19 protein-coding genes are annotated in these 25,686 nt (G+C 69.1%); 4 read left to right on the top strand and 15 right to left on the bottom strand.

All coding sequences use genetic code 11. The features are described 5' to 3' along the window. Positions 1-104: 104 nt before the first annotated feature. Complete coding sequence (locus tag B0E54_RS00805) at positions 105-674, top strand: DM13 domain-containing protein (RefSeq protein ID WP_374109227.1); 570 nt, start codon at positions 105-107, stop codon at positions 672-674. Positions 675-805: 131 nt separating this feature from the next. On the opposite strand, the gene B0E54_RS00800 is transcribed toward B0E54_RS00805, so the two are convergent. Next, positions 806-2,242 carry an RICIN domain-containing protein gene (locus B0E54_RS00800; RefSeq protein ID WP_234581082.1) on the bottom strand — a complete coding sequence of 479 codons (1,437 nt, stop codon included), beginning with the start codon at positions 2,240-2,242 and terminating at the stop codon, positions 806-808. 113 nt (positions 2,243-2,355) lie between these two features. Next, entirely contained in the window at positions 2,356-3,795 is a 1,440-nt protein-coding gene (locus B0E54_RS00795) for a glycoside hydrolase family 43 protein (protein WP_234581081.1), read from the bottom strand. Between the two features lie 493 nt (positions 3,796-4,288). On the opposite strand from B0E54_RS00795, the gene B0E54_RS00790 reads away from it, so the two are divergent. Then, positions 4,289-5,644, top strand: a complete 1,356-nt coding sequence (locus tag B0E54_RS00790; RefSeq protein WP_234581079.1) for a ricin-type beta-trefoil lectin domain protein — start codon at positions 4,289-4,291, stop codon at positions 5,642-5,644. A gap of 95 nt (positions 5,645-5,739) precedes the next feature. Here the strand turns inward: B0E54_RS00790 and iolB are convergent, their stop codons facing one another. The 7 genes from iolB to B0E54_RS00755 form a co-directional block, all read right to left on the bottom strand. Next, entirely contained in the window at positions 5,740-6,564 is an 825-nt protein-coding gene (iolB, locus tag B0E54_RS00785) for a 5-deoxy-glucuronate isomerase (RefSeq protein WP_234581256.1), read from the bottom strand. A 46-nt stretch (positions 6,565-6,610) separates the two neighbouring features. Further along, a complete protein-coding gene (locus B0E54_RS00780; RefSeq protein WP_234581078.1) occupies positions 6,611-7,795 on the bottom strand; it encodes a glycoside hydrolase family 88 protein in 1,185 nt (394 codons plus the stop codon). A gap of 84 nt (positions 7,796-7,879) precedes the next feature. Then, entirely contained in the window at positions 7,880-8,557 is a 678-nt protein-coding gene (locus tag B0E54_RS00775; RefSeq protein ID WP_234581076.1) for a hypothetical protein, read from the bottom strand. Positions 8,558-8,562: 5 nt separating this feature from the next. Further along, positions 8,563-9,459 carry a carbohydrate ABC transporter permease gene (locus B0E54_RS00770; protein ID WP_234581075.1) on the bottom strand — a complete coding sequence of 299 codons (897 nt, stop codon included), beginning with the start codon at positions 9,457-9,459 and terminating at the stop codon, positions 8,563-8,565. After that, positions 9,459-10,364 (bottom strand): carbohydrate ABC transporter permease, encoded by a 906-nt coding sequence (locus tag B0E54_RS00765; protein WP_234581073.1) that lies wholly within the window; start codon positions 10,362-10,364, stop codon positions 9,459-9,461. Before B0E54_RS00765 ends, B0E54_RS00770 begins: the two co-directional genes overlap by 1 nt. 76 nt (positions 10,365-10,440) lie before the next feature. Beyond that, the gene (locus B0E54_RS00760) at positions 10,441-11,745 is read right to left on the bottom strand and encodes an ABC transporter substrate-binding protein (protein ID WP_234581072.1); all 1,305 of its coding nucleotides are present in this window, start codon (positions 11,743-11,745) and stop codon (positions 10,441-10,443) included. Further along, positions 11,742-13,763 (bottom strand): DUF2264 domain-containing protein, encoded by a 2,022-nt coding sequence (locus B0E54_RS00755; RefSeq protein WP_234581071.1) that lies wholly within the window; start codon positions 13,761-13,763, stop codon positions 11,742-11,744. Before B0E54_RS00755 ends, B0E54_RS00760 begins: the two co-directional genes overlap by 4 nt. 381 nt (positions 13,764-14,144) lie before the next feature. Here B0E54_RS00755 and B0E54_RS00750 point away from each other — a divergent pair, with 381 nt between their 5' ends. Together B0E54_RS00750 and B0E54_RS00745 are read left to right on the top strand one after the other, a co-directional pair. Next, positions 14,145-15,284, top strand: a complete 1,140-nt coding sequence (locus B0E54_RS00750; RefSeq protein ID WP_234581069.1) for a substrate-binding domain-containing protein — start codon at positions 14,145-14,147, stop codon at positions 15,282-15,284. 481 nt (positions 15,285-15,765) lie between these two features. Continuing rightward, a complete protein-coding gene (locus B0E54_RS00745) occupies positions 15,766-17,175 on the top strand; it encodes a ricin-type beta-trefoil lectin domain protein (RefSeq protein ID WP_234581066.1) in 1,410 nt (469 codons plus the stop codon). A 76-nt stretch (positions 17,176-17,251) separates the two neighbouring features. Here B0E54_RS00745 and B0E54_RS00740 read toward each other — a convergent pair whose 3' ends face one another. From B0E54_RS00740 to B0E54_RS00715, 6 genes are all read right to left on the bottom strand, one after another. Then, on the bottom strand, positions 17,252-18,265 hold the full coding sequence (locus tag B0E54_RS00740) for a LacI family DNA-binding transcriptional regulator (RefSeq protein WP_234581064.1): 1,014 nt from the start codon (positions 18,263-18,265) through the stop codon (positions 17,252-17,254). 76 nt (positions 18,266-18,341) lie between these two features. Next, complete coding sequence (locus B0E54_RS00735; protein WP_234581063.1) at positions 18,342-20,069, bottom strand: IlvD/Edd family dehydratase; 1,728 nt, start codon at positions 20,067-20,069, stop codon at positions 18,342-18,344. A gap of 49 nt (positions 20,070-20,118) precedes the next feature. After that, positions 20,119-21,003 carry a carbohydrate ABC transporter permease gene (locus tag B0E54_RS00730; RefSeq protein WP_234581062.1) on the bottom strand — a complete coding sequence of 295 codons (885 nt, stop codon included), beginning with the start codon at positions 21,001-21,003 and terminating at the stop codon, positions 20,119-20,121. Further along, positions 21,004-21,945: a carbohydrate ABC transporter permease gene (locus B0E54_RS00725; RefSeq protein ID WP_234581061.1), complete on the bottom strand. Its 942-nt coding sequence runs from the start codon at positions 21,943-21,945 to the stop codon at positions 21,004-21,006. 78 nt (positions 21,946-22,023) lie between these two features. Further along, positions 22,024-23,364, bottom strand: a complete 1,341-nt coding sequence (locus B0E54_RS00720) for an ABC transporter substrate-binding protein (RefSeq protein WP_234581059.1) — start codon at positions 23,362-23,364, stop codon at positions 22,024-22,026. A 104-nt stretch (positions 23,365-23,468) separates the two neighbouring features. Further along, positions 23,469-25,646 (bottom strand): alpha/beta hydrolase-fold protein, encoded by a 2,178-nt coding sequence (locus B0E54_RS00715; RefSeq protein WP_234581057.1) that lies wholly within the window; start codon positions 25,644-25,646, stop codon positions 23,469-23,471. Between the last annotated feature and the right edge of the window lie 40 nt (positions 25,647-25,686).

Raw genomic sequence — 25,686 nt, 5'->3', positions numbered from 1 at the left:
GCGCTGCCGCTGACGTGGGCGGGAGCGGGCGACCCGGAGCGTCGTAAGAGATCCGAAAGGGTTCGCGACCAGTTCGACGGCTGCGGCGGTCGTACGCTGCCGGTGTGGGAAAAAGGATCTTCCGGTCGCGCGTGGCCTGGACCGCTCTCGCCTCCGCTGTCCTCGTGACGGCTCTGGCCCTCTACTGGTTCCAACCGTGGAAGGTGTTCACCGACACGTACGTCGACGAGGCGGTTCCCCCCGCGCTGACGACATCGACCACGCCGACGCCCATCCCCGCGTCCGCGGCTCCCGTGGCACCGACGGCGACACCTGCGGGCAACGAGATCCTGACCGTCGGCGAGTTCGTCACCCACGAGCACCGCACGACCGGCAGCGCCGAGATCCACCGGCTCGCCGACGGGCGCCACCAGCTCGTCCTGCGGGACCTGAACACGTCGAGCGGGCCGGACCTGCGCGTGTGGCTGACCGACCAACCGGTCACCCTCGGCAGGGCCGGGTGGCGGGTGTTCGATGACGGCGAATGGGTCGAACTGGCCAGGCTCAAGGGCAATCAGGGCAACCAGGTGTACGAGATTCCGGCATCGGTCGACCCACGCGACTTCCGGAGCGTCTCCATCTGGTGCAAACGGTTCGCCGTCTCCTTCGGCGCGGCCGACCTCAGGGCCGTCTGACGCGCGGATCGCGAGGGCTCATCCGTTGCGACGCCCACGGGGGTGGCGTCGGTGCGGCGCACCCCCGGCACCGGTCAGCTCGGTACCGGGGGTGCGGGCCACCGTGGGTCGGTAGTCCGGCGCAACGATTGTCAGACGGCCGTGCGCGACCACTGCTGGTTGGCGCCGGTGTTGCACGAATACTGCTTGAGGACCACCCCGTCGGCGGTCGACGCGGCCGGTACGTCCACACACTTGCCGCTGTGACGGGCACGGAGTTGGAAGTAGCTGCCGTTGGCGACCATCTGGAACTGCTGGTTGGTGCCGGTGCCACAGGTGTACTGGACGAGTTCGGCGCCGTCGGCGGTCGACGCGCTCACCACATCGAGGCACTTTCCGCTGTGTCGGCTGATGATGCGCCAGTAGCCACTGCCGGCGTCCTGGAACTGCCACTGCTGCCACGCGTTGCCGCCGTACGTGTACTGGCCGACCCGCGCGCCGTTGTCGGTGTTCGGCTGCTGGACGTCCATGGCTTTGCCGCTGTGCCGCACGGTGAGCCGGTAGAACGTTCCCGTCGTGGGCGGAGGCGTCGTCGGGTCGCCGCCGCCGATGGTGTCGCCCCACGCGTACCGGATCCGGTCGGCGCCGGAGGTGTTGCGGATGGTCAGGGTGAGGTTGGTGCCGCTGCCACCGAGGGCGAACATCGAGTACCAGTCGTATCCGATGGTGCCCGGCTTGCCGCCGAGGGCGGGCCAGTACGTGCCGCCCATCTGGTTGTCGCGCATGACCTGGGCCATCGCGCGGATGTAGCGCACGAAGTTGTCGGTGCTGCCCGCGTCGGCGTAGTTGCGGCCGTCGTTCATGGGAGCGCCGAACTCGGTGGCGACCGCGCGGGAGGCGCAATTGCCCAGGCGGGTCTGGATGTGGCTGCGGAAGGCGTCGTACGTCATCGCGCCGTAGAAGAACGCGTAGTAGTGAAAGGACAGCAGGGTCGAGTTGAAGCGGCTGTCGTTGCAGATGTCGCGCAGGTCCTGGCTGAAGCCGGTGCCACCGATGAGCACCCGGCCGGGCACCGCGGAGTAGTGGTAGCTCAGCCAGTTCGCGGCGACGGTGCGCCACTCGGCCGAGCTGTAGCCGTGCGGCTCGTTCATCGGTTCGAAGTAGACGTTGGGGTTCGAGCCGTACGTGTTGGTCACCGTGGACCACATCGCGTTCCACGCGGCGAGGTTCGTGATCCTGCCGCCGGAGGCCGCGCCGTCCTCCCAGTAGGCGAGGATGACTTTGAATCCGCGGGCGGTCGCGGCGTCGATGGCACCGCGGTACGCCTCCCACCACGCCGTCCCCACCGTGTGGGTGTTGATGGGCAGCCGCACGGTGTTGACCCCCATGGTGGAGGCCATGGTGTCGTAGAGGGCGTTGGCCTTGGCCCGCACCGTCGCGTTGCTGTCGGACGAGCTGAGGCCCTGCACGACGAGCGGACCGGTGCTGAAGTTGTCACCCAGCACGGCCCAGTTCATTCCGCGGAACTGGCTGGTGGCGGCGGTCGCCGGCGAGGACGTGACGACGACGACGCCAGCCAACGCGGTCATCGCGCTCACCAGCGCGACCAGGAGGCGGTGCAGGGACCGGGTGCTGACAGGCCCGTGTGACGGCCTTTTCCGTTTCATGGCAGGTCCAATCGGTGGTGGGGAGACATCGGTGTTCAGTTGGTGATGCGGAAGGTGGCGTCGGCACGGCTCTGCGCGTCGGAGAGCGGGTCGAGCCGGAGCAGGTAGTTGTAGTGCCGGATGTAGCGGTCCGGGTGGCTGTATGCCTGGAAGGACGTCCACGACGAGTCGGCGACACCGGCGACCTGCCGGAAGGTGCTGTCGGCGGCGAAGGTGGCGGTGCCGTCGTTGGCTTCCAGCCGGAAGTCGAACCCGTAGTGGCGCAGGTAGTAGCCCGGATAGTTGACCGACTGGATGGAGACGGTGCCGGAGCCGGCCAGGCCGGGCACCAGGCGCCACTGGCCGTCCGGGGCCGGGCTGACGTTCGGGTCGATGCGGACGTCGTAGTCGTAGTGCCGCACGAAGCGGTCCTGGAAGTTGTACGACTGGATCCGGTTGACCGCCGTGGTGGGCCAGCGGGCGAGCACGCGGTTCTGCTCGGCGGCGGTCAGGTTGAGGATCGATCCGTGCCGCTTCTTGGTGCCGCCCAGGTCGTACGAGCCGGACGCCGGCAGCCGGAAGCTGGCCGGGCTCGACGGATTGGTGGTCAGGACGGGCAGGTAGCCGCGCCCGCTGGCGTACTGGTCGAGGTAGAGGACCCACTCGTTGCGGGAGTTGAACCGCATCCACATCGGGCCTTCGACCTGGGAGCCCGTCAGGCCGATGCCCGAGAGGTTCCCGAGCGTGGTCCAGGTGCCGAGGATGGAGTTGCTGCCTTCGAGGGTGATCTGGCCGTCACGGGAGGCGCGGACGTAGCGGTAGGCGCCGACGCCGGCCGGCACCTCGACGATCTGGGTGTCGATGATCTCCTGGCTGCCGGGCCGGCTGAGGTAGACCTGCGGCGTGGTGATGCTGCGGAAGTCGGCCGTACGCGCGTAGTAGATGCGGTGCTTGGTCACCCCGTTGAGCGGGACGTTCGTCGCCCAGTAGAGGACGTAGTCGCCGGTGGCCGGGTTCCAGATCGCCTCCGGAGCCCAGGCGTTGCGTCCGTCCGGGATGGGGCCGGCGACGTTCAGCAGCCACGGCGCGGACCAGGTGACCAGATCGGTGGACTCCCACACGACGAGGTTGCGGCTGCCGTTGTTGACCGCGGTCGACCAGTCCTGGCCGCAGCCGATGCACAGGTCCGTGGCGATGATCCAGTAGCGGTCACCGGCGGGCGAGCGAACCAGGGCGGGGTCGCGGACGCCGCGGGTGCCGACGGTGGATCGCAGCACCAGCCCGCCGTTGTTGAGGTCCGTCCAGCGTAGGCCGTCGGTGCTGTGGGCGAGGTAGATCTGTTGACCGGTCGAGGACTCGCCGGTGAAGTGCGCCATCAGGTAACCGACGGCCGGGTCGAGCGCGAGGGCTTCCTTCGGCGTCGTCACCGACCAGGTGGTGAAGAGCAGGCACGCGGCGAGCGACACCGCGTAGAGCCGGGCGAGGACTCTCGACATGGGTCCTTCTCCTTCGCGGAGGGGCGGGCGATCGACCTACATGTGAGCGTTAACAGCTCCGAGGGGACGCGTCCCAGGGTGGCGCGGTGGGGAGCGGTTCGTGACGTGCCGTGCCGGTGTCGCCGACGAGGCAGACGCCATGTGTCCAGATCATTAAGTACGTGTTGCGGACAAGTGTTAGCGATCGCATCTGGGGTGTCAAGGCATCGAAGATGCTCGTTCGACCTGGCCGGACGGAGCACCCCGGAGGCTGAATCCACTCCGCGGGCGCGCGCTGCCACAATCACGAACGTCATACGTCACACCATTATGCTAGTCTATGTGTCGCGTGGCTCATCGCCAGCCGTCGCCCCGGCGACCAGAACCGGCTGTCGCGGCGTCGGCACCACCCTGGACGGTCTACGAAGGACCGCCTCGCGGCTTCCTCGCCGGCCGGTGACGGCCCACGCCAACACCACCAATGGATCTTCGTCCACCACAAGGAGGCGCAACCGTGCCACTTCGCAGACTCTCCAGCCCCTGGATAGGGGCCGCGCTGGCTGTTCTGGTTCTCGTCGCGGTCGGGGCGTACGTCGTCATGGCTGGCGGGCCGGCGACCGCCGCCACCACCGCCGGCTGCGGCAAGGCGCCCGGACTGAACAGCGGCACCCACACGATCCAGAGCAGCGGAAAGAACCGCAGCTTCATCCTTCGGCTGCCCGACAGCTACAACAACACCTACGCCCACCGACTGGCCTTCGGGTTCCACTGGCTCGGTGGCACCGCCGATCAGGTCGCGTCGGGCGGCACCGACGGGGCTCCGTGGGCCTACTACGGCATGCTCTCCCAGTCGAACAACACCACGATCTTCGTTGCCCCGCAGGGCCTCAACAACGGCTGGGGCAACTCCAACGGCGAGGACGTGACCTTCACCGACGACATGGTCCGCGTCATCGAGAACGCTCTCTGTGTCGACACGACGCAACTCTTCTCGGTGGGATTCAGCTACGGCGGCGCGATGAGCTACTCGTTGGCGTGCTCCCGGCCCACCGTGTTCCGCGCGGTCGCGGCGATCGCGGCGCCCGGGGCGATCAGCGGCTGCAGCGGCGGCACCCAGCCGGTGGCGTACCTGGGGATTCACGGCATCAACGACAACATCCCCAACGGACGGGCGCTGCGCGACAGGTTCGTCCGCAACAACGGCTGCGCCGCGCAGAACCCGCCGGAACCGAGGGCGGGCAGTCTGACCCACATCACCACCGCGTACTCGTGTCAGGCCGGCTATCCGGTGGTCTGGGCCGCGTTCGACGGCGGCCACCAGCAGGGTCCGGTGGACGGCTGTGCCGGCTGTGAGAGCGGCGCACGCAGCTGGGTCAAGCAGGAGGTGTGGCGGTTCTTCACCCAGTTCGGCTCGACGGTGCCGCCCACCAGCCCTCCGCCCAGCACTCCCCCGCCCAGCACTCCCCCGCCGTCCGGCCAGCAGGACGTGCTGATCGTGGGCAGCCAGTCCGGCCGCTGCATCGACATCCCCAACTCGAGCACCACCAACGGGACCCGCGCACAGCTGTGGGACTGTCACGGTCGCACCAACCAGCGCTGGACCCATACGGCGAGCCGCACCCTGACCGTCTACGGCAACAAGTGCCTCGACGCCAGCGGGGCGGGAAGCAGCAACGGCACCGCGGTCATCATCTGGGACTGCAACGGCCAGCCCAACCAGCAGTGGAACCTGAACGCCAACGGCACCATCACCGGAGTCCAGTCGGGGCTCTGCCTCGACGCCGTCAGCTCCGGCACCGCCAACGGGACGCAGCTGCACCTCTGGGCCTGCCACGGCGGCGCCAACCAGCAGTGGACAACGCGCACCTAGTACCGCTGAGGCTGTCGACGACGCGCCGCTCGGGTCAGGTCCCGGGCGGCGTGTCGCCGTCAGGCGGTGCGGATGGCCGAGCGGGGTGGCCATCGCTACAGGCCCACACTGCGCAGGGTCGGCACGGTCTGACCCACCCAGGCGAGCGCGGCGTCCTCGCGGGCGCCCTGGGTGCGCTGAGTGCCGGCCAGGAACCACAGGAAGTACGTGGTGTAGCCGGGCGCGCTGACCACTGTGTGGTATCCCTCGGGCATCATCTGCATCACGTGCTCGCGGATGGTGACGTTCTCCTCGTACCCCTCGTCGGTGTAGACCCGGCTGATGCCGAACCCGTCCGCCGGGTTGACGCGGTAGTAGTACATCTCCTCGTGCGCGGCCTCGGCGGGCAGGTCGTCGACCTTGTGCCGGTGCGGCGGGTACGTGCTCCAGTTACCCGAGGGCGTGTAGGTCTCGCCGACGATGAGCCGGCGGGCGGGCAGGTCCGGTTGCGAGACCTCGGTGAGGATCTGGTGGTAGGTACGGCCGAAGTTGGCAGCTCCCCAGCGCCCGCTGACGACCTGGTCCGGCGAGATGACATAGGGGTCGGTGGCCAGCTCGCTGGGTGCGCTGGGGAGGGCTATCTCCACGGCGGTGACCGCCTCGACGGTCACGGCGGAGCCGGCCGGGATGTAGACCGAGTGCGGCTTGCCGGAGAAGACGTCCGGGCGTCGACCGACCTGCGGGAAGCGGCGGCCGGCGACGGTGAAGCTGGCCGTGCCACCGAGGATGACGGCCAGGATCTCCCGGCCGCCGGACTCGCCGGTCCAGGACTCGCCGGCCGACAACCGCAGCAGGGTGAAGTCCAGCAGCCGGCAGGGATTGAAGGGCAGCGTGTTCCGGCCGTCGGCGGCGGGAATGGCGCAGTGGTAGCGGTAGTCCATGATCACCTTTCTTCAGGATGCGGACGGTGCGGGACGATCGCGGTGGTCACCAGGGGCTGGTCCAGCCGGGGACCGTGGCGCGGGTGAGGGCTTCCAGGTAGAAGTAGTCGCCCCACAGGGTTCCCTCGTCCACCCCGATGCCCTTGGGCTTGTCGTAGACGCCGTGCAGGATCAGCGCGTTCGAGACCGGATGACCGCCGGTGGAGTAGTGGCTGATGAGCGAGCGCAGGATCTCGGCCGCTGCCGTCCGGTACCGGTCGGCGCTGGCCGTGTCGGTGAGGCTGTCGGCGAGTTCGACCAGGCCGCAGGCGGCGATGGCCGCGGCCGAACTGTCCCGCTCCTGACCGCTGCCGTCGCCGAATTCCAGGTCCCAGTACGCGACGTGATCGTTCGGCAGGCGGGCGAGGAAGCGGTCCGCGCAGATCCTCGCGGCGGCGAGCAGCGCGGGGTCGCCCGTGTGCCGATGGTTGAGACTGAACCCGTAGATGCCCCATGCCTGCCCGCGGGCCCAGCAGGAGTGGTCGGCGTGGCCCTGCTCGGTTTCGCCCCGTAGCGGCGCCCCACTCTCGGGATCCCAGTAGAAGGTGTGGAACGTGGTGCCGTCCGGGCGCAGGAGGTGCTGGCGTAGCTGGGCAGCGTGCCGGCGGGCCGCCGCGGCGTAGCGGTCGTCGCCTGTGGTGTGGCTGGCCCAGAAGAGCAGCGGCGTGTTCATGAGGCTGTCGATGATGGTGCGGCCACGTTGCCGGGGGTCGCTCAGGTCACCCCAGGCCTGGATGATTCCGGCGGGTTCGAGGATGCGCGTCATCAGGTGGTCGGCGGCGGCGAGAGCCGCGCCTCGGGCCCGCGGATCGCCGGTACGGCGGGCCGGGGTGACGCAGGCGAGGGTGTAGAGGAACCCGAGGTCGTGGGTGTCCAGGTCGATGCCGCGGGTCATCCGGGTCGCGAAGCTGTCCACGTGGGACAGCGCGGCTCGCCGGTGGCTCTCCGCACCGGTCAGATCATGTGCCAGCCAGAGCATCCCGGGCCAGAAGCTGGTGGTCCAGCCGATGTTGGCGCCCTCGGGCTGGCCACCGCTCGCCGGCCTCAGCGGGTAGCGGTTGGCGGCGGTGGTGTCCGCGGGGTACCGGTCGCCGAAGGTGGCGATGTTCGCGTCGATGGTGTGTATCGCGGCGGCCACCGCGGCCGCCATGGCGTCTGCGTCGGAGCTGGGACGGACGTCGGTCGCCGTCATGGATGCTGTTCCCCCTCGTGGGTACGGGCCGGTGCCGGGCAGGTGTGCTGTCGGCGTCCCGGCTCGGTAGCCGGTACGTGGTGCTCAGGTGCTCTGCGGTGCGGTCGTCGGTGGGTCGAGGGCGGCGCGCATTGTGAAGCGGCTGTTGGCCCACACGACGTAGAGCAGTGGCGCGGCGGCGAGGCCGAGCGCGATCGCGGGGCGGGCCGCCAGGATCTGTGCGAGCAGCACGAGGACGAAAAGAGACACGGCGGTGAGGTACCACCGGCGCACCGCCAGATAGACGCAGGCGCGGGCCACCTCACGCAACCGCGCGGTGGGTCGCTCGGCGACGGTCACCAACCCCAGCAACGTGGTGGCGACGGTGAGGACGATCAGGGTCGCCAGCACCGGCAGTGCGAGTGCCCCGACCCGGTGGCCCCACGCGGCGCGGGCGTCGACGACGAGCACGACCAGGGCAGCCATGGCTGCCGCCGTCCAGAGCATCGCCGGCCGGGCGGTGGCTCGCCAGGCGCGGCCGTAGGTGCGCAGCACGCCGCCGGTGTCGCCGGCCGAATAGGCGGACATGACCGCGAAGACCGCACAGAGCCCGGGCGCGCAGAGCGGGGCGGTCAGCGCGTACAGCGGCCAGGAGCGCGCCGCCTCGGTGGTGAACGCGAGCGTCACCAGTGGCAGGCAACCGAGCACCAGCAGCAGGTTGCTGACGAGCGCGACGTAGAACCCGTCGAAGACGGCGGCGATGGTGTGGTGGCGCGAACGCATGGGCCTCAACCCTTCAGTCCGGTCGTGGCGATGCCCTCGATGAAGTAGCGCTGGCCGAGCAGGAAGATGACCGCGACGGGCAGCACGGACAGCACCGAGCCCGTCATGATCAGCGCGTACTCGGCGTTGTACTGCGAGATGAAGGTGTTGAGACCCAACTGGATGGTGCGCAGCTCCGGACTGCGCAGGTAGACCAGCGGGCCCAGGTAGTCGTTCCAGGTGGTCACGAACGTCAGCAGGGCGAGGCTGGCCAGCGCCGGTCGGGACAGCGGCAGCATGATCCGTCGGTAGATGCCGAACTCGCTGAGCCCGTCCACCCGCGCCGACTCGCTCAGCTCCTCGGGGATCGTCTCGTAGAACTGCTTCATCAGGAACACGCCGAACGCGCCGAACGCCTGCAGCGCGACGATCGACCACAGCGTGTTCGACAACTGCAACTTCGACATGAGGATGAACTGCGGAATCATGTACGACTGCCACGGCACCGCGATCGTCCCGACGTACGCCAGGAAGAGCGCGTTGCGGCCGGGGAAGCGGACCCGGGCGAAGCCGTAGGCGGCGAAACTGCCGGTCACCACCTGGAGGAAGCTGACGAGCACCGACAGCAGCAACGTGTTTCCCAGCCAGGTCGTCATGTCCGAGCGCTGCCAGATGTCGAGGTAGTTCCGCCACACCACCGGATCGGGGAGCCAGGTGATCGGGATGGTGAAGACGTCGCTGTTGGTCTTCAACGACGCCACCACCATCCAGTAGAACGGCAGCAGCAGCCCGGCCGCCGCGAGCACGAGGGCGGCGTACCCGACGAGCCGCCAGCCCCGGGACCGGGCCTGCCGACCGGGTGCGCTGCGGTTGCCGGGCGCGGCGACGGCCGGGGTGGGCAGGGAGAGGTCGGTCGCGGTCATCAGCTGTTCCTCCGCTTGTTGACCATGAACTGGATGACCGTGATGCCGAAGCAGATGGCGAACAGGACGATGGAGACCGCCGATGCGTAGCCGAACTGGTTCTCCTCGAAGCCCTTCTGGTAGATGTACTGCGAGAGCACCAGCGTCGACTGGCCCGGTCCGCCGCCGGTCATCACGAGGATGAGGTCGAAGACCTTGAAACTCTCGATGGTGAGCAGCACCGTGACGAAGAACGTGGTGTGTCGCAGGCCGGGGACTGTCACGTGCACGAACCGCTGCCACGCTGAGGCGCCGTCGGTCTCGGCCGCTTCGTAGAGCTGGGCCGGGATGGTCTGCAGGCCGGCCAGGAACAGCAGCATGTAGTAACCCATGTATCGCCAGGTGCCGACGATGATGACCGACGGCATCGACCAGGTCGACGACGTGGTCCAGCCCGGGGCATCGTCCACCCCGACGGCACCGAGGAGAGCGTTGATCGGGCCGTACTCCGGGCTGAACAGCTGGTTCCAGACGATCGCGATCGCCACGATCGAGGTGATGTACGGAAAGAAGGCGACCGTGCGGAAGAACCGCACGCCACGCAGTTTGCGGTTGAGCAGCAGCGCCAGCCCGAGTGCCGCCGCGAGGGTCAGCGGGATGTGGAAGACCGTGTAGTAGACGGTGTTGCGCAGAGCGGTCCAGAAGCTCGAGTCGTCCCACATGCGCCGGAAATTGGCGGTGCCGGTCCACTCGGCCACCCCGAAGACGTTCCAGTTGGTGAAGGCCACGTAGAACAGCACGACGACGGGTAGCAGGGTGAACACGGCGAAGCCGACGAAGTTGGGCAGGATGAACGACCAACCGGCGACCGTGTTGCGCGACACCAGCCGCCGGCGCCTGGGCCGCGTGCGCGGCAATGTTGTCATGGGCAGTCTCCGGGAGCGTTCGGCTCGGCGGCGGGTCCGGCGCGCGGCGAAGGCGCGCGCCGGACCCGCCATCAGCTCACTGGTTGAGGACCTCGTTCTTGGCACGGGTCTGCGCCTTGCTCAGCTCCGCGTCGACGCCCTTGCCGTCGGAGAGAATCGCCGAGTGCGTCTCGTTGAGGAGGTTCTGCAGGCCGGCGGTGTGCTTCGACACCGGGTTCTCCGGCTTGACGGTGTGCTTCGCGTAGGCGAACTTCGACAGGTCGTCCTGCGGTACGCCGTCCAGCCCGAACAGCGTCGCGGTGACCGCGTCGGTGACCTGGGCCGGGGTGATGCCGATCCCGGCCAGCGCCTTTGCGGCGTCCGGGCCGCCCGCGTACCGGAGGAAGGCCTTGGCCGCGGCGACCTTCGACTTGCTGATCTTCGGGTTGATCCCCAGGCCGGTCGGGTCGCCGAAGGTGACAGGAGTGGCGGAGGTGCCGGTGGTGGACTTGTCGAACTGCGGCGCCGGGGCGATCCCCCACCCGAACGTGTCGGCGTCTCCGCTCTTGCGCTGGTTGAGCAGCGTGGCCACGTACCAGGTGCCCATCAGCAGCATCGCCGACTGCTGCTTGCCGAACTGCGCCTGGTAGGTGAGTTTGTTGGTCTTCGCGGTGCCGAATGTCGGCTGCGCGCCGGCCGCCTGCAGGTCCAGTGACCGCTCGTAGTACGGCTTCAGGTAGCCGAAGTCCCCGGAGAGCAGGTCCGCGTTGGGGGTCTGGGCGAGCGCGAATCCCTGCACTGTCGACTGGAAGGTGTGCTGGTACGCGCCTGTCGCGTTCGAGCCGGCCCCCTTCAGCCCGGTGTGCAGTCGCTTCGCCGCGTCGGTGTAGTCGTCCCAGGTCCAGCTGCCGTCCGGCGGGGCCACCTTCGCCTTCGCGAACAGGTCCTTGTTGTAGAACAGCACCCACGAGTCCTGCCGGTACGGCACCGCGTACGCCTTGCCGTCCACCTGGTACGGCGCGAGCGCCGGGCTCGAGCCGAGACCGGAGGTGACGTCGGAGACGTCGAGCAGCTGACCACCGCTCTGGTACGTGTAGAAGTTCTTGAGGGTCTTCATGACGTAGACGTCCGGGGCGGTGCCGGCGGCCAGGTCCGTGATCATCTGGGTGTCGTAGTCGTTGCCTGCGGCGTACTCCTTGAGCTCCACCGTCACGTTCGGGTGGGTTGCCTTGAAGCCGTCGGCGAGTGTCTTGAACTCCGGGGTGGACGACAGGGTCCAGCCGGCCAGGGTGATGGTCACCGGGGCATTGGGGTCGACCGGCTCGTCTCCGCCGCCGCAGCCGGCGAGAACAAGCGTCAGGGCCGTCGCAGCGCTGATGACGGCGGGTATCGCACGCTTCATCCCTTTCTCCTTAGGTCAGGGGCCCGGTCGGGCCCGCACTGCAACCAGGCCGCGTGGCCGGGCCTGGGGTGCTCCGTGTCCAGATGGGTCGACGTGCTGATCCCGTCGGGCCAGTCCACCGCCAGGTGGAGGCCGGTGATCACGGCCTGGCAGGCCTGCCCGACGCGGGACGCCGGCACCGCGGACAACTCGAGGAGTACCGCGACCCAGGCGCCCGGCCGGACGGGGTGCTCCAGCCAGGGCACGACCAGCCCGCCGGCCAGGGGCCCGCCGTGCGCAAGGGTGGTGGCGCCGGCGGTTCCGCCGCCGTGCACGCTCTCGAGCCGACTGGTCAGGCCGGCGCCGGTCACGGCCGCCGCGTCGCCGCGAAGGGTTGCCGTCGCGTCCCCGGCAATGGCCCAGCCGCCGATCCGTAGCCGCAGCGCATCCGCCTCGACGCCGTCGGCGAGGTCGTCGACGCGGGTCAGACGCAGTTCCCAGGGCCCACGGACCACCGAGTACACGGTGAGGTGCCCGGCCGGTCGGGACCGGCCCGCCCGGCCGCCGCCATGATCGCGTTGGCCCGGGTCCGGGTCGACCCAGTGGGCGAGGCCACGTGACCCGGCCACGCCCACGCCGTCCGTGTCGACGTGCACGGTCAGCAGGCGCATTCCGGCGCGGTGGGTGGCCCGGCCCGCGCCGTCGACGAGAGTGACGGACTGGTCGAGTGGGCTGGCCCAGCCGCTGTCGTCGAGGACGGGGCTGGTGGCGGTGGAGTAGCCCAGTCGCGCGTAGAGCGGGGAGTCTCCGACAGTGGCGCCCTCTACGGCGTGGTCGGTGCCGTGGTTGACGACACGGACGATGCCGTCGGCACGGGTGCCGGAGACCAACCAGCCTGGCGCGCGCACCGCCCGCACCGTGTCCCGCTCCTCGACGGGCAGCGGCTCCTCGGGAGCCGTCCACACCGGATGTTCGGCGGGTAGCGCGATGCCGAGCAGGCCCTTGCTGGCCCAGTACGGCGAGCCCGGTCCCGAGTACGACTGCGCCAGTCGCGGCCACGACCGGTGCCAGCCGGTGGTGAGCAACCCTCGTTCGTCCGGGGCCCCGTTGGCGACGAAATGGCGCACGATGCGGGTGGCCGCGCCGCGCAACTGGCCGAGGCTGACCGAGGGCACGCCGGCGATCGCGCCGACCCAGAACGGCGCCGCTGCGGCGAAGCGGTAGATCAGGCTTCGCCCCTGGATCAGCGGCGACCCGTCGGCGCCCACGAGCGCGACCGCGTCGCTCAGGAAGCGGTCAAGGCTGGCCAGGTCCCGATCGCGACGCTGCTCGGCCAGGTCCGCGGCGCCGGCCATCCGGGCCCACAGCGTCGGATACAGGTGCAGGGCCCAGCCCACATAGTGGTCGTACGCGCGGTGTGGCCCGTCGGACATCCAGCCGTCCCGGCGGGCGAAGCCGTCGTGCGTGCTCAGGTCCGCGGCCATCTCGTCGAGCGAGTGCGGCCCACCCACCGAACGCAGGAACGTCTGTACGACCAGCCGGAACCAGACCCAGTTGATCTGTGGATACGTGTCGTCGCCGACCGCCGGGCGCAGGTAGTCGACCACCCGCTCATGCACCCTGGACGGCATCCGGTCCCAGATCCACGGGCGGGTCAGGTCCAGGACCAGCGCGATGGAGGCGGCTTCCACCTTCGCCTGGGGGTGCTCGTCCAGGCGCACCCAGCGGTCCGGGGAGCTCGGATCGGTGCCGGCGGCGATGCCGGCCGCGTACCTGTCGACGAGCTCGTCCATGCCCACTCCCCTGGCCCCCGCGATGCGGAAGCCAGCCAGGAGGAAGGTGCGGGCGAAACCCTCGAGGCCGTCAACGGCCCGCCCGTAACCGCCCTCCGGCCCGGGAAGGTTGACGAGGGCGTGGCCGGACGACGCGAACGGCCGGACCGCGGCGAGCATCCGGTCTGCCAGGCCCAGCCAGTCGTCCCGGCTCCAGGTCGCGGCCTCCGACCCCGGCGTTGACCGGCCGGCCGTCCCGGACGTCATCCCAGATCCTGTCGCATCGATCCGTCTCCGTGGAATGTGGCGAGCGAGGGCGTTGCCAGGAATGTGACGCCCCGGCATCCGTAGGGTTTCCGAAGTAAAACGCTCACATCAGATCAAGTCAATGCTGTTCTCAAACCAGACGAACACATACGATCAAAAAGACACACACCGTCACCGGGGTGGGCCCTGGCCGGAGCTACCAATATCCGCCACCAAAGTGGACAAATGTCGCCTGGATCCTTCGGTCGGGGATCGCTTCGACGCCCGCACACCGATCCGTCAGCGCCCTGGACGCCATAACCGCTCTGATACGATCACAATCGATCACAGCCGTTCGGGTCGACGGCGGGTCACGACCGTCGCGTTCCTCGGAGGTCCCCCATGACCAAGGACAGTCCTGTCGTCGCCACGGCGGAGGCTTCCCGCGCGCCGCTTCAGGTCGCCCGCCGCAAGCAACTGTTGGCAGCGCTGCAACGCGACGGCTCGATGCGCATCTCCGACCTGTCGCACGTGCTGGGCGCCGCGCCGGTCACCATCCGGCGCGACATCGCGGAACTCGCCGCCGAAGGGTTGGTTCGCCGGGTCCACGGTGGGGTCGCCCTGATCCTGCCGGACGACGTCCCGGCAGCCGACGAGCCGCCCGCCGCAGCCCGCAACCCGCTCGTCGGGCGCGCGCTCGGCATGCTGGTGCCCTCATTGGACTACTACTGGCCGGACGTTGCGCGCGGCGTCGAGGGTGCCGCCCGCGAGCTGGACATGCGTGTGGTGCTGCGCGGCTCCTCGTACGACACCGAGGACGACCAGCCGCAACTGGCCCGCCTGGTGGAGCGGATGGACGTGGACGCGCTGATCATCGCGCCGAGCATGGACTCGCCGACCGCCGAGCGCACCATCGAGTGGCTCGACCAGGTCGGCGTCCCGGTCGTCCTGCTGGAACGCACCGCCACGGTGGGCAGTCATCACGCCGTCCTGGAGTCGGTGGTCACCGACCATGCGCTCGGCGCGGCCATGGCCGTACGCCACCTCACCTCGCTCGGTCACCGCAAGGTCGGCCTGGTGCTCGACGCCAACAGCCCCACCAGCCAGCACGTGCGGCGCGGCTGGCTCGACGCCACTACCGAGTGCGGCCTCGATTCGGACGCGACGGTGGTGGCCGTGGTGCCCGACACGCGGTCACCGGAACGGGACACGGTGCTCGACGACGTGCTCGACCGGTGCCAGGCGACCGGGACGACGGCACTGCTGGTGCACGCCGACGCCGAGGCGATCGCGCTGGTGCAGCGCTGCGAGGAGCGGCACCTGTCCGTTCCCGGCGACCTCTCCGTCGTGGCGTACGACGACGAGATCGCCGGGCTCTTCAGCCCGCCGCTGACCGCGGTCCGACCGCCGCGACGCTCGATCGGCCGGGCTGCCGTACGCCTCGTCGCCGACCGGCTCGCCGACCCCGACCGCCCCACCCACCGGATCGTCATCAGCCCGTCGCTGCGGGTCCGGGGGTCGACCGCGCCGCCACCCGCGTAGGGGCTCCTCCCGTTCCCGCCTCGGGAACGTTCAGCCGGTCGAAGACGCGCCGCTCGGGTCAGGTCCCGAGCGGCGCGTCGTGTTGGGGCCCAACAGGGGCTGCGCGCCGCTCGATTGACCCGTAACAGGCCCGAAACTACCGGTTGAAAATCCTGGAACATTCTGCGAGCCTGAGAGCCATCGATCGCTGTGAACGTTAACATGATCCACTCAGCTCTGGAGGCCCGAGCGTGACCGTCGAGCCCACCCCCAGCGGATCAGCATGATTTCCCGGAACCGTCCCCCCGGGCGTACCGAATCCGGACGCTCACTGTTTCCGGAACAGCCGCGATAGTTGCCGCTCTGATTGTGTCGCTGCTGCCCAGTCACAGCTCCCGCGGCGACTACGGCCTGCTGCCGTAACGGCCGGCTCGGCTGACGCTGCAACGCCGACGATCGGACAGCGTCGGGGCACTCATCCACCCACCAGGAGGTACCGACAGTGCGAGGACCCGCAGACCACCCCCCGCCCCCGGGTGACACCCATGCCGACCGACCGTCCCCGCGTTCGCGCGGACGGCTCCTCAAGCTCGCCGCGGCCGGGATCGCCGCCGCGGTCGGGTTGCTCACCATCGCCGTGGCGACGGGGTCGGCATCGGCCGCCGACAACCCGTACCAGCGCGGCCCGGACCCCACCGCGGCCAGCGTCACCGCCGTGAACGGCCCCTTCGCGAACACGTCGGTAAGCGTCCCGACCGGGTACGGCTTCAACGGTGGCCGGATCTACTACCCGACCGACACCAGCCAGGGCACCTTCGGGGCCATCGCGATCTCCCCGGGTTACACCGCGTTGTTCTCCGCCGAACTGGCCTGGATGGGCCCGTGGCTGGCCTCCCACGGCTTCGTCGTGATCGGCATCGAGACCAACAGCCGCAACGACTTCGACACGGCCCGGGGCACCCAGTTGCTGGCCGCGCTGGACTACCTGACGCAGCAGAGCCCGGTACGCGACCGGGTCGACCCCAACCGGTTGGCCGTCGCCGGCCACTCCATGGGCGGCGGCGGGGCGCTGAGCGCAGCCACCAGGCGTCCGTCGCTGAAGGCGGTCGTCGGCATCGCGCCGTACTCGCCGTCGTCGAACCTGGCCAACGACCGGGTGCCCACCATGATCTTCGCCGGCCAGGCGGACACGGTGGTCACCCCGTCCTACGCCACCGGCCTGTACAACAGCCTCCCGACCACGACCGAGAGCACGTACCTGGAGGTCGCCGGCGCGGACCACGGGTTCATGGTCGGACGGTCGAACCCCGTGCTGGTCCGCACCATGCTGCCGTTCGTCAAGATGTTCCTCGACAACGACGCCCGGTACAGCCAGTTCCTCTGCCCGCTGCTGGACAACAGCGGCGTGGTCACCTACCGCAGCACCTGCCCGCTGCTGCCGTCGACGCCGACCAGCCCGACGCCGACCACCACCCCGACGAGCACCCCGACACCGACGCCCACCGTCACACCCACCACGCCGCCCGGCTCGGCCAGCCAGATCGTCGGCACGCAGTCCGGTCGGTGCGTCGACGTGCCCAACGCCTCGCGCACCAATGGCACGCGGGTGCACCTCTGGGACTGCAACAGGCAGGCCAACCAGGCATGGACCTACACCGCCAACAAACAACTACAGGTGTACGGCACCATGTGCCTGGACGCGGCGGGCACCGGTAACGGCGCGGCCGTGCAGATCTACAGCTGCCACGGCCAGACCAACCAGCAGTGGAACGTCAACTCCAACGGCACCATCAGCAGCGTCCAGTCCGGACGATGCCTGGACGTCTGGAGCACCGCCAACGGCGCCCAGGTCCAGCTCTACGACTGCCACGGCCAGACCAACCAGCAGTTCCGGCTCACCGCCCTGAACTAATGATCACGGTTGGACCGAACCGGGCGGGCTCGGCGTCACGCCGAGCCCGCTCGGGTGGGCGGCGGGTCACAGTCGCTCACGTGGCGCTCAGCGGCGCTGTGCTCGCACGCACCACGAGCTTGGGGACGACCAACGGCAGTGGCTGCGGCGCCGTGTCGTCGATGGCCTGGGTGACGGCAGTGATGGCCCGTTGACCTACCGCGCCGAAATCCTGCTGGATCGTGGTCAGCGGCGGAATCAGGTACGCCGCCTCGGGGACGTCGTCGAATCCGACGACGGAGATGTCCTCGGGCACTCGCCGTCCCCGTTCGTGCAGCGCGCGCAGCACCCCGATGGCCATCTGGTCGTTGGCGGCGAAGACCGCGGTGGTCCCGGGCATCTCGCAGATCCGCAGTCCGGCGACATAGCCGCTGTGGGCCATCCAGTCACCCTGGACCGGCTCGGGCGGGCGTAGGCCCGCCGCACTCATCGCCGCACGCCAGCCGTCGCGGCGGGCGCGAGCCTCCGCCCAGTTGAGCGGACCTGACACGTGCACGATCTCCTGGTGCCCGAGGCCGAGCAGGTGGTCGGTCGCCATCCGGGCGCCGAGCACCTGGTCGACGCCGACGGTGACGCTGGCCCTGGACAGATCGCCCTCCACGACCACGAAGGGGACACCGGATCGGGTCATCCGCACCACCTCGAGAGCCTCGTCGTTGCCGGCGATCATCACGACGCCCTCCACGCCGACGCGCATGAGGTGTTCGGTGGCGTCGCTGAGCGCGCGTACCGTCACCTCCGAAAGGCTCACCGAGGTGGCGAAGTAGCCGGCGGCGCGGGCGGCATCCTCGACGCTGCGGTGAATGCTCGTCGGACCGAACAGCGTCCTGGCCGTACCGATGATGCCGATCATCCCGGAGCGTCCGCGAACCAGCGCGCGGGCGGCGGTGTTGGGGCGGTAGTCGAGCCGTCGGATGGCCTCGAGAACCCGTTCCCGCGTCTCGCGCCTGATGGCGGGTGCCCCGTTGATGACCCGGGACACCGTCTGGTGCGACACGCCCGCCAGCCGGGCGACGTCCGCCATCACCGGTGGCCGATGGGCGGCGGTCACCGCTTTCTCCGTGTGAACTCGCACTGGCGGGCCGTCCGTTCTTCCATGAGTCGTTTCCTCGTACGTTCCGGGGCCGTCAGTGTGAGTGACGGGGCACTGCGCTGCCACTGCCACCGACGAGGAAGTCGAGGTCCGCGCCGCTGTCGGCCTGCAGAACATGCTCGCTGTACAGCCGCGTCCACCCTCGATCGGCCACTGGCGGTGGCGGTTCCCAGGCGGCACGGCGTTCGGCGAGTTCGGCATCGTCGACCAGGAGGTCCAGGCGACGCGTGGTGACGTCGACGTGGACCAGGTCGCCGGTGCGTACCAGCGCCAGAGGCCCGCCCACGGAAGCCTCCGGCGCCACGTGCAGGACGCACGTGCCGTAGCCGGTGCCGCTCATGCGGGCGTCCGAGATCCGCACCATGTCCGTGATGCCGTCGGCGAGCAACCGGCGGGGCATGGGCACGTTGCCCACCTCCGGGAAGCCCGGGTAGCCACGTGGTCCGGCATTGCGCACGACGATCACCGTGTCGGGTGTGACGTCGAGGTCCGGGTCGTCGGCGGCGACGACGTACTCCTCGATCCGGTCGAAGACGAGCGCCGGGCCGGTGTGCGTGAGGAGGTGGGCGGAGGCCGCGGAGACCTTCAGCACCGCCCCGGACGGCGCGAGCGAGCCGCGCAGCACGACGGTGCCCGAACCGGCGGCCTGGAACGGCTCCTCCATGGTGGCGATGACGTCCCGGTTCCAGCACTGCGCGCCGTCGACGTTCTCCGCCACGCTCCTGCCACTGACGGTGATGTGGTCCGTGTGCAGCAGCGGCGCGAGCTCCTTCATCACCACCGGAAGGCCCCCCGCGTAGGCGAAGTCCTCCATCAGGTACGCCCCGGACGGCATGAGGTTGACCAGCAGCGGCACGTCTGCGGTGAGGGTGTCGAAGTCCTCCAACGACAGGGGCACGCCGAGGCGTCCGGCGATCGCGAGCAGGTGCACGACGGCGTTGGTGGAGCCACCGATCGCGGCGTTGACCCGGATCGCGTTCTCGAACGCCTCCCGGGTGAGCACCGAGGACAGCCGCTGGTCCTCGCCGACCATGGCGACGATCCGGCGGCCGGCGGCCTGGGCGAGCGCGTACCGCCGGGAGTCGACAGCCGGCACGGCAGCGGCCCCCGGCAGTTGCACGCCCAGCGCCTCGGTCACGCACGCCATCGTGGAGGCGGTACCCATGGTCATGCAGTGGCCCCGGCTGCGGGACATGCCGACCTCCGCCTCGGCGCAGTCCGCGGCGGTCATCCGGCCGGCCCGCATCTCCTCCGTGAAGCGCCAGACGACGGTGCCCGAGCCGATGTCCTGACCGCGGAACTTGCCGTTGAGCATCGGCCCGCCGGTCATCATCAGCGTCGGCAGGTCGACGCTCGCCGCCCCCATCAGCAGGCCGGGAGTGGTCTTGTCGCAGCCGGAGAGCAGGACCACCCCGTCGAGCGGGTTGGCGCGGACCGACTCCTCCAACTCCATCGCCAGCAGGTTGCGGTAGAGCATGGTGGTGGGTCGCATGAGCGGCTCACCCAGGCTCATCGCCGGGAACTCCAGCGGCAGACCGCCGCTCTCCCACACGCCCCGCTTCACCGATTCGGCCAGGTCGCGCAGATGGGCGTTGCAGGGCGTCAGCTCCGACCAGGTGGTGGCGATGCCGATCACCGGGCGACCGTCGAAGACGTCGTCCGCGAAACCCTGGTTGCGCATCCAGGACCGATGGATGAACCCGTTACGGCCTTCCGCGCCGAACCATTGCCCGCTACGCAGCGCTCGATCCGTCGTCGACATCAGCACACCTTTCTGTTCATCCGCCCGGGCTCCTGGTGGGAAGGGCGGCCTACCGGAGGCCTCCGACGGACAGTCCGCCGCGCCAGTGTCGTTGCAGGCTGAAGAACGCGATGACCAGTGGGATCACGGACACGAGCGAGCCCAGGATGATGAGGCTCCACAGCGAGGTGCCTCCCGAGTTGTTCGCCGACGCGATCCCCTGCCAGAGGCCGAGGCCGACGGTGACCGGGAAGAGCCGGTTGTCCGAGAGCATGGCCAGGGGCAGGAAGTAGTTGTTCCAGGACGCCACGGCCGACAGGAGCAGCACGGTGACCACCGCGGGGCGCATCAGCGGAAGAGCGATCTGGATGAACGTCCGCACCTCTCCCGCGCCGTCGACCCGCGCCGCGTCCAGGAGTTCGTCCGGCACCGCGTCACGCGCGTACACGTGCATCAGGTAGACGCCGAACGGGTTGAGCAGCGACGGGAGGATCACCGCCCAGACGGTGTTCGTCATGCCGAGCCGGGAGAACATGATGAAGGTCGGGATGACCAGGGCGGTGGCGGGCACCATCAGCGCGCCGAGCACGACGGCGAAGCTGAAGCGCCGCGCGGCGAACCGGTACTTGGCGAAGCCGTAGCCGGCCATTACCGACAGGACCGTGGCGCCGATTCCGCCGGCGATGGCGTACAGGGTGGAGTTGAGGATCCACCGCAGGTAGATGCCACCGTCGTAGGTGAAGAGCTGCTTGAGGTTGCCGAGGTAGTCGATCTGGTCGGTGAACCAGAGGGTGTTGCCGCCACCGAACAGGCCCGGCGCGTCCTTGGAGCTGTTGACGATGACCCACCAGAACGGCACGAGGAAATAGATCACCAGGAAGCCGAGGAGGATCTGCAGAGGGAGATAGCGCTGCGGGCGGCGAGAGCCTGCGCGGACGCTTGTGTGGTCGGTCATCTACAGGAAGCTCCTCCGCTTGCGGGTGAAGAACAGGAAGGCGTACACGCAGATGAACACGATGCCGCCGAGGGCGAACGAGATCGCGGACCCGTAGTTGAAGTTGGCGAGCGAGAACGCCTGTTGGTACGCGTACATGTTGGGCGTGAAGTCGGAGCCGATCGTGCCCGCGGCGAGGTAGCGCAGGATCTGCGGTTCGTTGAAGAACTGCAGGGTGCCGATGAGCGAGAAGACCAGGATCAGGATCAACGCGGGCGCGATCAGCGGGATCTTGATGCGGGTCGCGATCTGCCATCGTCCGGCGCCGTCCATCCGGGCGGCCTCGTAGAGCGTCGGGTCGACTCCCTGCAACGCCGCATACAGGATGATCATGTAGTAGCCGGCCCACTGCCAGGTGACGACGTTGAGCAGGCCATAGAAGATCAGGTTGCTGCCCAGGAAGTCGGGCGCGGTGGCGCCGAACAGCCCGAAGATGTCGGTGAGCGGGCCGAAGCCCTTGCTGTAGAGGAACCCCCACATCACCGCCCCGATGACGGTGGGGATCGCGTACGGCAGAAAGATCATGAGGCGGGAGAAGCGCGCGAACAGCGTGGTCACCGAGTCCAGGATGAGGGCCATCACGAGCGCGAGGACGATCTGCAGCGGGATGGAGACGAGCGAGAAGCGGATGACGAACCACGCCCCGGACAGGAAGCTCGGGTCGGTGAACGCCTTCACGTAGTTGTCGAAGAGGACGAAGCTGGTGCCGCCGATCAGCTTCTTCTGAAAGAGGCTGAGGTACAGCGCGTACGCCAGCGGCGCGATGAGGAACGCCAGGAAGACGACAGCGAATGGCCCGACGAAGAGCCACCCCATCAGGTGCTCGCGGAGGTGCACCTTGCCACGGATCTTGCGCGTCTCATTCTCGGGACGCCGTGCGCGCTTCTCGGTCAGGAGTGTCATCTTTGGTCTCCGGGACGTGGACGCTGGGGACCGTGGGTGGGCCGGCCGGCCGGTGCCGGCGCGGCCCACCCATCGGTGTCACTGAACGGTGAAGCCCTGTTCCTTGGCGTACTTCGCCACGTCCTCCTGGAGCTTGTCGGCAGCCTGCGACCCGGTGACGGAGCCCTTGATGATCTCGCTGACCTGCTTCGTCATGGCGTCGAGGTAGTACTGACCGAAGGGCGCGTAGGCGACACCCTTGTAGGCCTCGGCGGCGGGGAGGTAGACCTCCTTGTTCGCCTGCTGGCCGTCGAAGAACGCCACCTTCAGGTCGACGAACGCGGGATCCTTGAGCGCCGTGAGGTTCAGCGGGAAGATGATCTGGTTGGTCCAGCCGTCGGTGAGTGACTCCTTGTCGGCGTAGAGCCCGTAGGCGACCTTCGCCGCCAGCTCCGGCTTCTTCGCCTGCTTGGTCACCGAGAAGGCCGACCCACCCCAGTTCACCTGCACCGGGTTGGCCGGATCCCACTGCGGCAGCGGCGCCACCGCGAACTTGCCGGTGTCCTGACCCTTACCGACACCCGCGCCGGTGAGGTAGCCAGGCGCCCAGGCCGCCGAGATGTACGTCGCGTACTTGCCGTTGATCACGCCGGAGATGTACTCCGGGGTGAACTGGTCCTGCGTACCGACCAGGCCCTTGCGGGCGAGCCCGCCCCAGTAGTCGAGCACGTCCTTGGACGCCTGGTCGTTGAGCTTCACCCCGATCGACTTCGGCTGCGCCGGATCGAAGGTGAAGGGCGCGGCACCCTTCTGGATCTGCAGCGCCATCAGGACCGCCGGGACGTTCGCGCCGAGATCCCCGAACAGCGGACCACCGGCGTCCTTCACCTTCTGCGCGGCCTGCTCGTACTCGGCCCAGGTCTTCGGCGGACTGATCTTGTACTTGTCGAAGATGTCCTTCCGGTAGATCATGCCCATCGGGCCACCGTCGACCGGGACGCCGTAGACCGCGTCGCCGACCGACACGTCCTTCCAGGCGCCCTCGCCGTAGTTGGCCTTGACCGCGTCGTAGCCGTACTGCTTGATGTCGACGAGCGCGCCCTGGATCTGGAAGGTCGGGATCCGGTCCGCCTCGACCATGATCACGTCGGGAGCGCCGGTGCCCGCCGAGATCGCCGTCTGGAACTTGTCGTACTCGTCGCCGCCCTGCCCGACGTTGGTCCAACAGACCTGTACGTCGTCGTGCAGCTTGTTGAAGTTGTCGACGACGAGCTGCGTGTTGGGGTACCACCCCCACATCGTCACGACCGGCACGTTCTGCTTGGTGATGGTGTTCGTGCAGTTGCTCGCGCCGCTGCCGCCCTCGTCCGAGGAGCAGGCGACCAGGCCGCTCCCGACCGCGAGCATGGCCACCGTGGCGAGTATGCGTCTTCTCTTCATTGAGATGGTTCCCTTCGGTGGTGGCGGTGCACAGGCATCCGTGCGCTGGGCGGGCGCCACCGGGGCAGGAGAACCTGCTCCCGGTGGCGTCGCCGGGGAGGCTCCTAGCGCTTGAACAGACGCGGCGCCAGGTCGATGAGGTTCTTCTGCCACACGTCCCAGCCGTGCGGGCCGGGGGTGACGCCGTCGAACTCGTAGCGGATACCGAGGGTGTTCAACGTGGTCAGCGAGGCCATGAAGCTCGGGTACACGAAGTCGGTCTGGTCGCCCACGTACAGGCGCAGCATCTTCGTCCCGTTGTTGATCGCGGCCACGTCGACGCCGGTGCCGCTGCCGAACCCGGCCGAGAGGGCCGCCACGTAGGCGAACTCCCCCGGGTAGGCCCGCAGCACGCCCAACGCCTGCCCGCCGCCCATCGACAGGCCGGCGAGGGCCTGCTGGGACGGATCACTGGAGACGTGGTAGCGGGCCCGGGCCGTCGGCACGATGTTCTCCAACAGCTCCTTGTTGAAGTTCGCCGAGTTGCCGTTGCCCATCACCACGACCATGGGCGTGAGGTCGCCGTCGAGGAACTGATGGTCGAGGATCTGCTTGGCGCGTCCCATCTCGACCCAGTCCGTGTAGCTCTGGCCGCTGCCGTGCTGGAGATAGAGGACGGGATACGGCTGTGCCCGGCCCGGGTCGTACCCCGGTGGGGTCCACACCAGCGCGGTGCGGTCCTGCCCCGCCACCGTGCTGGTGTAGGTCATGCTCTCGACCTTCCCGCCCTGGCCGGCGGGCACGTCCGACAGCAGTCGGGCGCCTGGCCCCGGGAGGAGGAAGGTGCTCCACATCGGTTCGGAGGTCACAGTCGTCGGGTTCGAGACGTCCTTGAACGGGACCCGGTCGACCATCAGCCGGTAGTAGTAGAACCAGGGCTTCAGCGGCCCCACTGTCGCCCGCCACCGGTCGCCGTCCCGCGTCATCGGCACGCGCAGCCAACTGCCGCCCGGCGCGATGTTGGCCCACACCGTGACGTGCTGAGCGTCAGTGAAGTCCGTGGTCGTCTCGAAGGTGACGAACCCGCCCTCGCTGACGAAGGGCGTCGGGGTGGTGCCGGCCGGCGGCGGGTTGAACTCGCGCTTCAACGGCTGGTGACCGGCACTCGGGCCGTGATCCGCCACGTGCCGGAACAGCCGCGGCAGGAAGTCCACCAGGTTCTCCTGCCAGGTGGTCCAGTTCGCGCCGCCGTCCGGGTCGACCCCGTCGAACTCGAACCTGACCTCGGCTCGATCCAACGCCCTCATCAGCCGGTAGGTGGTGTTGTACGCGGGGTCGGTGACGTTTCCGGTGTAGAGGCGCAGCAACCTGACGTCGCGGTTGATCGCCTTGGCGTCCCTGCGGTCGATCGCCGGAGCCGACGTGCCCGAGAACGAACCGACGTAGCCGAACTGGCGCGGCGTGGCGAGCGCGGCCGCCAGCGCCCGCGTGCCCCCCTCGGACACGCCCGCGATGGCCTGGTGCGCGGGATCGCGAAGGACCCGGTAGTGGTCGGCGACCGCCTTGCGCAGATCCTTCAACTCCCGATCGTCCGCGCTGTCGGCGATCACCACCACCATCGGCTGCAGGACGCCGGCCGCCGACAGATTGTCGAGGATCTGCTTCGTGCGCCCGAGGTCGAGCCAGTCGGTGGCGGCCACACCGTCGCCCGACTCCAGGAACAGCGTGGGGTAGCCCTTCGGCGCCTTGGCCGCGTACCCCGGCGGAGTCCAGACCAGGGCCGAGCGCTGCTCGCCGCGCACCCGGTAGGTCAACGTCCCGACCGTGCCGCCGGTGCCGGCCGGGGCGTCGGCCAGCCAGCGTGCCGAATCGCCCGCGACCAGGAAGGTGCTCAGGAGCGGGTCGGACGCCACGCTCGTACCGTTCGTCGGGTCCTTGATGCTCTTGGTGTCGTCGGCGGTGAGCTGGTACTGGTACAGCCCGGGCTTCAGCGCGCCCAGCACACCGGACCACACGTCACCGCGCCGGGTCAGACCGAATTCCGCCCAGGCGGCGGACGGTCCGAAGTTTCCCTCGACGACGACCTGCGAGACAGTGCCCAGCTTCTCCTGGACGTACGCGGCCGGCACGGAGAACGAGGCGTAGCGGTCCGGGGAGACGGCCAGCCACGGCGTGTCAGCCGCCGCGGGTTGCGGCGCGAGGAGCACCGCCGCGCCGGCGATGACACCTGCGGTGAACGCCGCCGACAGCCGTCGGCGTACGCCCGGGTGGCGTAAGCGCCCATGATACTGTTCGGTAGTCACACTCCACTCCCTTCAAGGTGCCGGCAGCGGATGCGACCCG

It is taken from the genome of Micromonospora sp. MH99 (assembly GCF_021442385.1).
GTDB lineage: Bacteria > Actinomycetota > Actinomycetes > Mycobacteriales > Micromonosporaceae > Micromonospora.
The sequence above is the reverse complement of the archived record's forward strand: the minus strand, read 5'-3'. Positions and strand labels throughout refer to the sequence as shown.

Coding starts and splice junctions, on each gene's coding strand:
- B0E54_RS00800 (WP_234581082.1), bottom strand. CDS start 2,242: ATGACCGCGTTGGCTGGCGTCGTCGTCGTCACGTCCTCGCCGGCGACC.
- B0E54_RS00795 (WP_234581081.1), bottom strand. CDS start 3,795: ATGTCGAGAGTCCTCGCCCGGCTCTACGCGGTGTCGCTCGCCGCGTGC.
- iolB (WP_234581256.1), bottom strand. CDS start 6,564: ATGGACTACCGCTACCACTGCGCCATTCCCGCCGCCGACGGCCGGAAC.
- B0E54_RS00780 (WP_234581078.1), bottom strand. CDS start 7,795: ATGACGGCGACCGACGTCCGTCCCAGCTCCGACGCAGACGCCATGGCG.
- B0E54_RS00775 (WP_234581076.1), bottom strand. CDS start 8,557: ATGCGTTCGCGCCACCACACCATCGCCGCCGTCTTCGACGGGTTCTAC.
- B0E54_RS00770 (WP_234581075.1), bottom strand. CDS start 9,459: ATGACCGCGACCGACCTCTCCCTGCCCACCCCGGCCGTCGCCGCGCCC.
- B0E54_RS00765 (WP_234581073.1), bottom strand. CDS start 10,364: ATGACAACATTGCCGCGCACGCGGCCCAGGCGCCGGCGGCTGGTGTCG.
- B0E54_RS00760 (WP_234581072.1), bottom strand. CDS start 11,745: ATGAAGCGTGCGATACCCGCCGTCATCAGCGCTGCGACGGCCCTGACG.
- B0E54_RS00755 (WP_234581071.1), bottom strand. CDS start 13,763: ATGACGTCCGGGACGGCCGGCCGGTCAACGCCGGGGTCGGAGGCCGCG.
- B0E54_RS00750 (WP_234581069.1), top strand. CDS start 14,145: ATGACCAAGGACAGTCCTGTCGTCGCCACGGCGGAGGCTTCCCGCGCG.
- B0E54_RS00735 (WP_234581063.1), bottom strand. CDS start 20,069: ATGTCGACGACGGATCGAGCGCTGCGTAGCGGGCAATGGTTCGGCGCG.
- B0E54_RS00730 (WP_234581062.1), bottom strand. CDS start 21,003: ATGACCGACCACACAAGCGTCCGCGCAGGCTCTCGCCGCCCGCAGCGC.
- B0E54_RS00725 (WP_234581061.1), bottom strand. CDS start 21,945: ATGACACTCCTGACCGAGAAGCGCGCACGGCGTCCCGAGAATGAGACG.
- B0E54_RS00720 (WP_234581059.1), bottom strand. CDS start 23,364: ATGAAGAGAAGACGCATACTCGCCACGGTGGCCATGCTCGCGGTCGGG.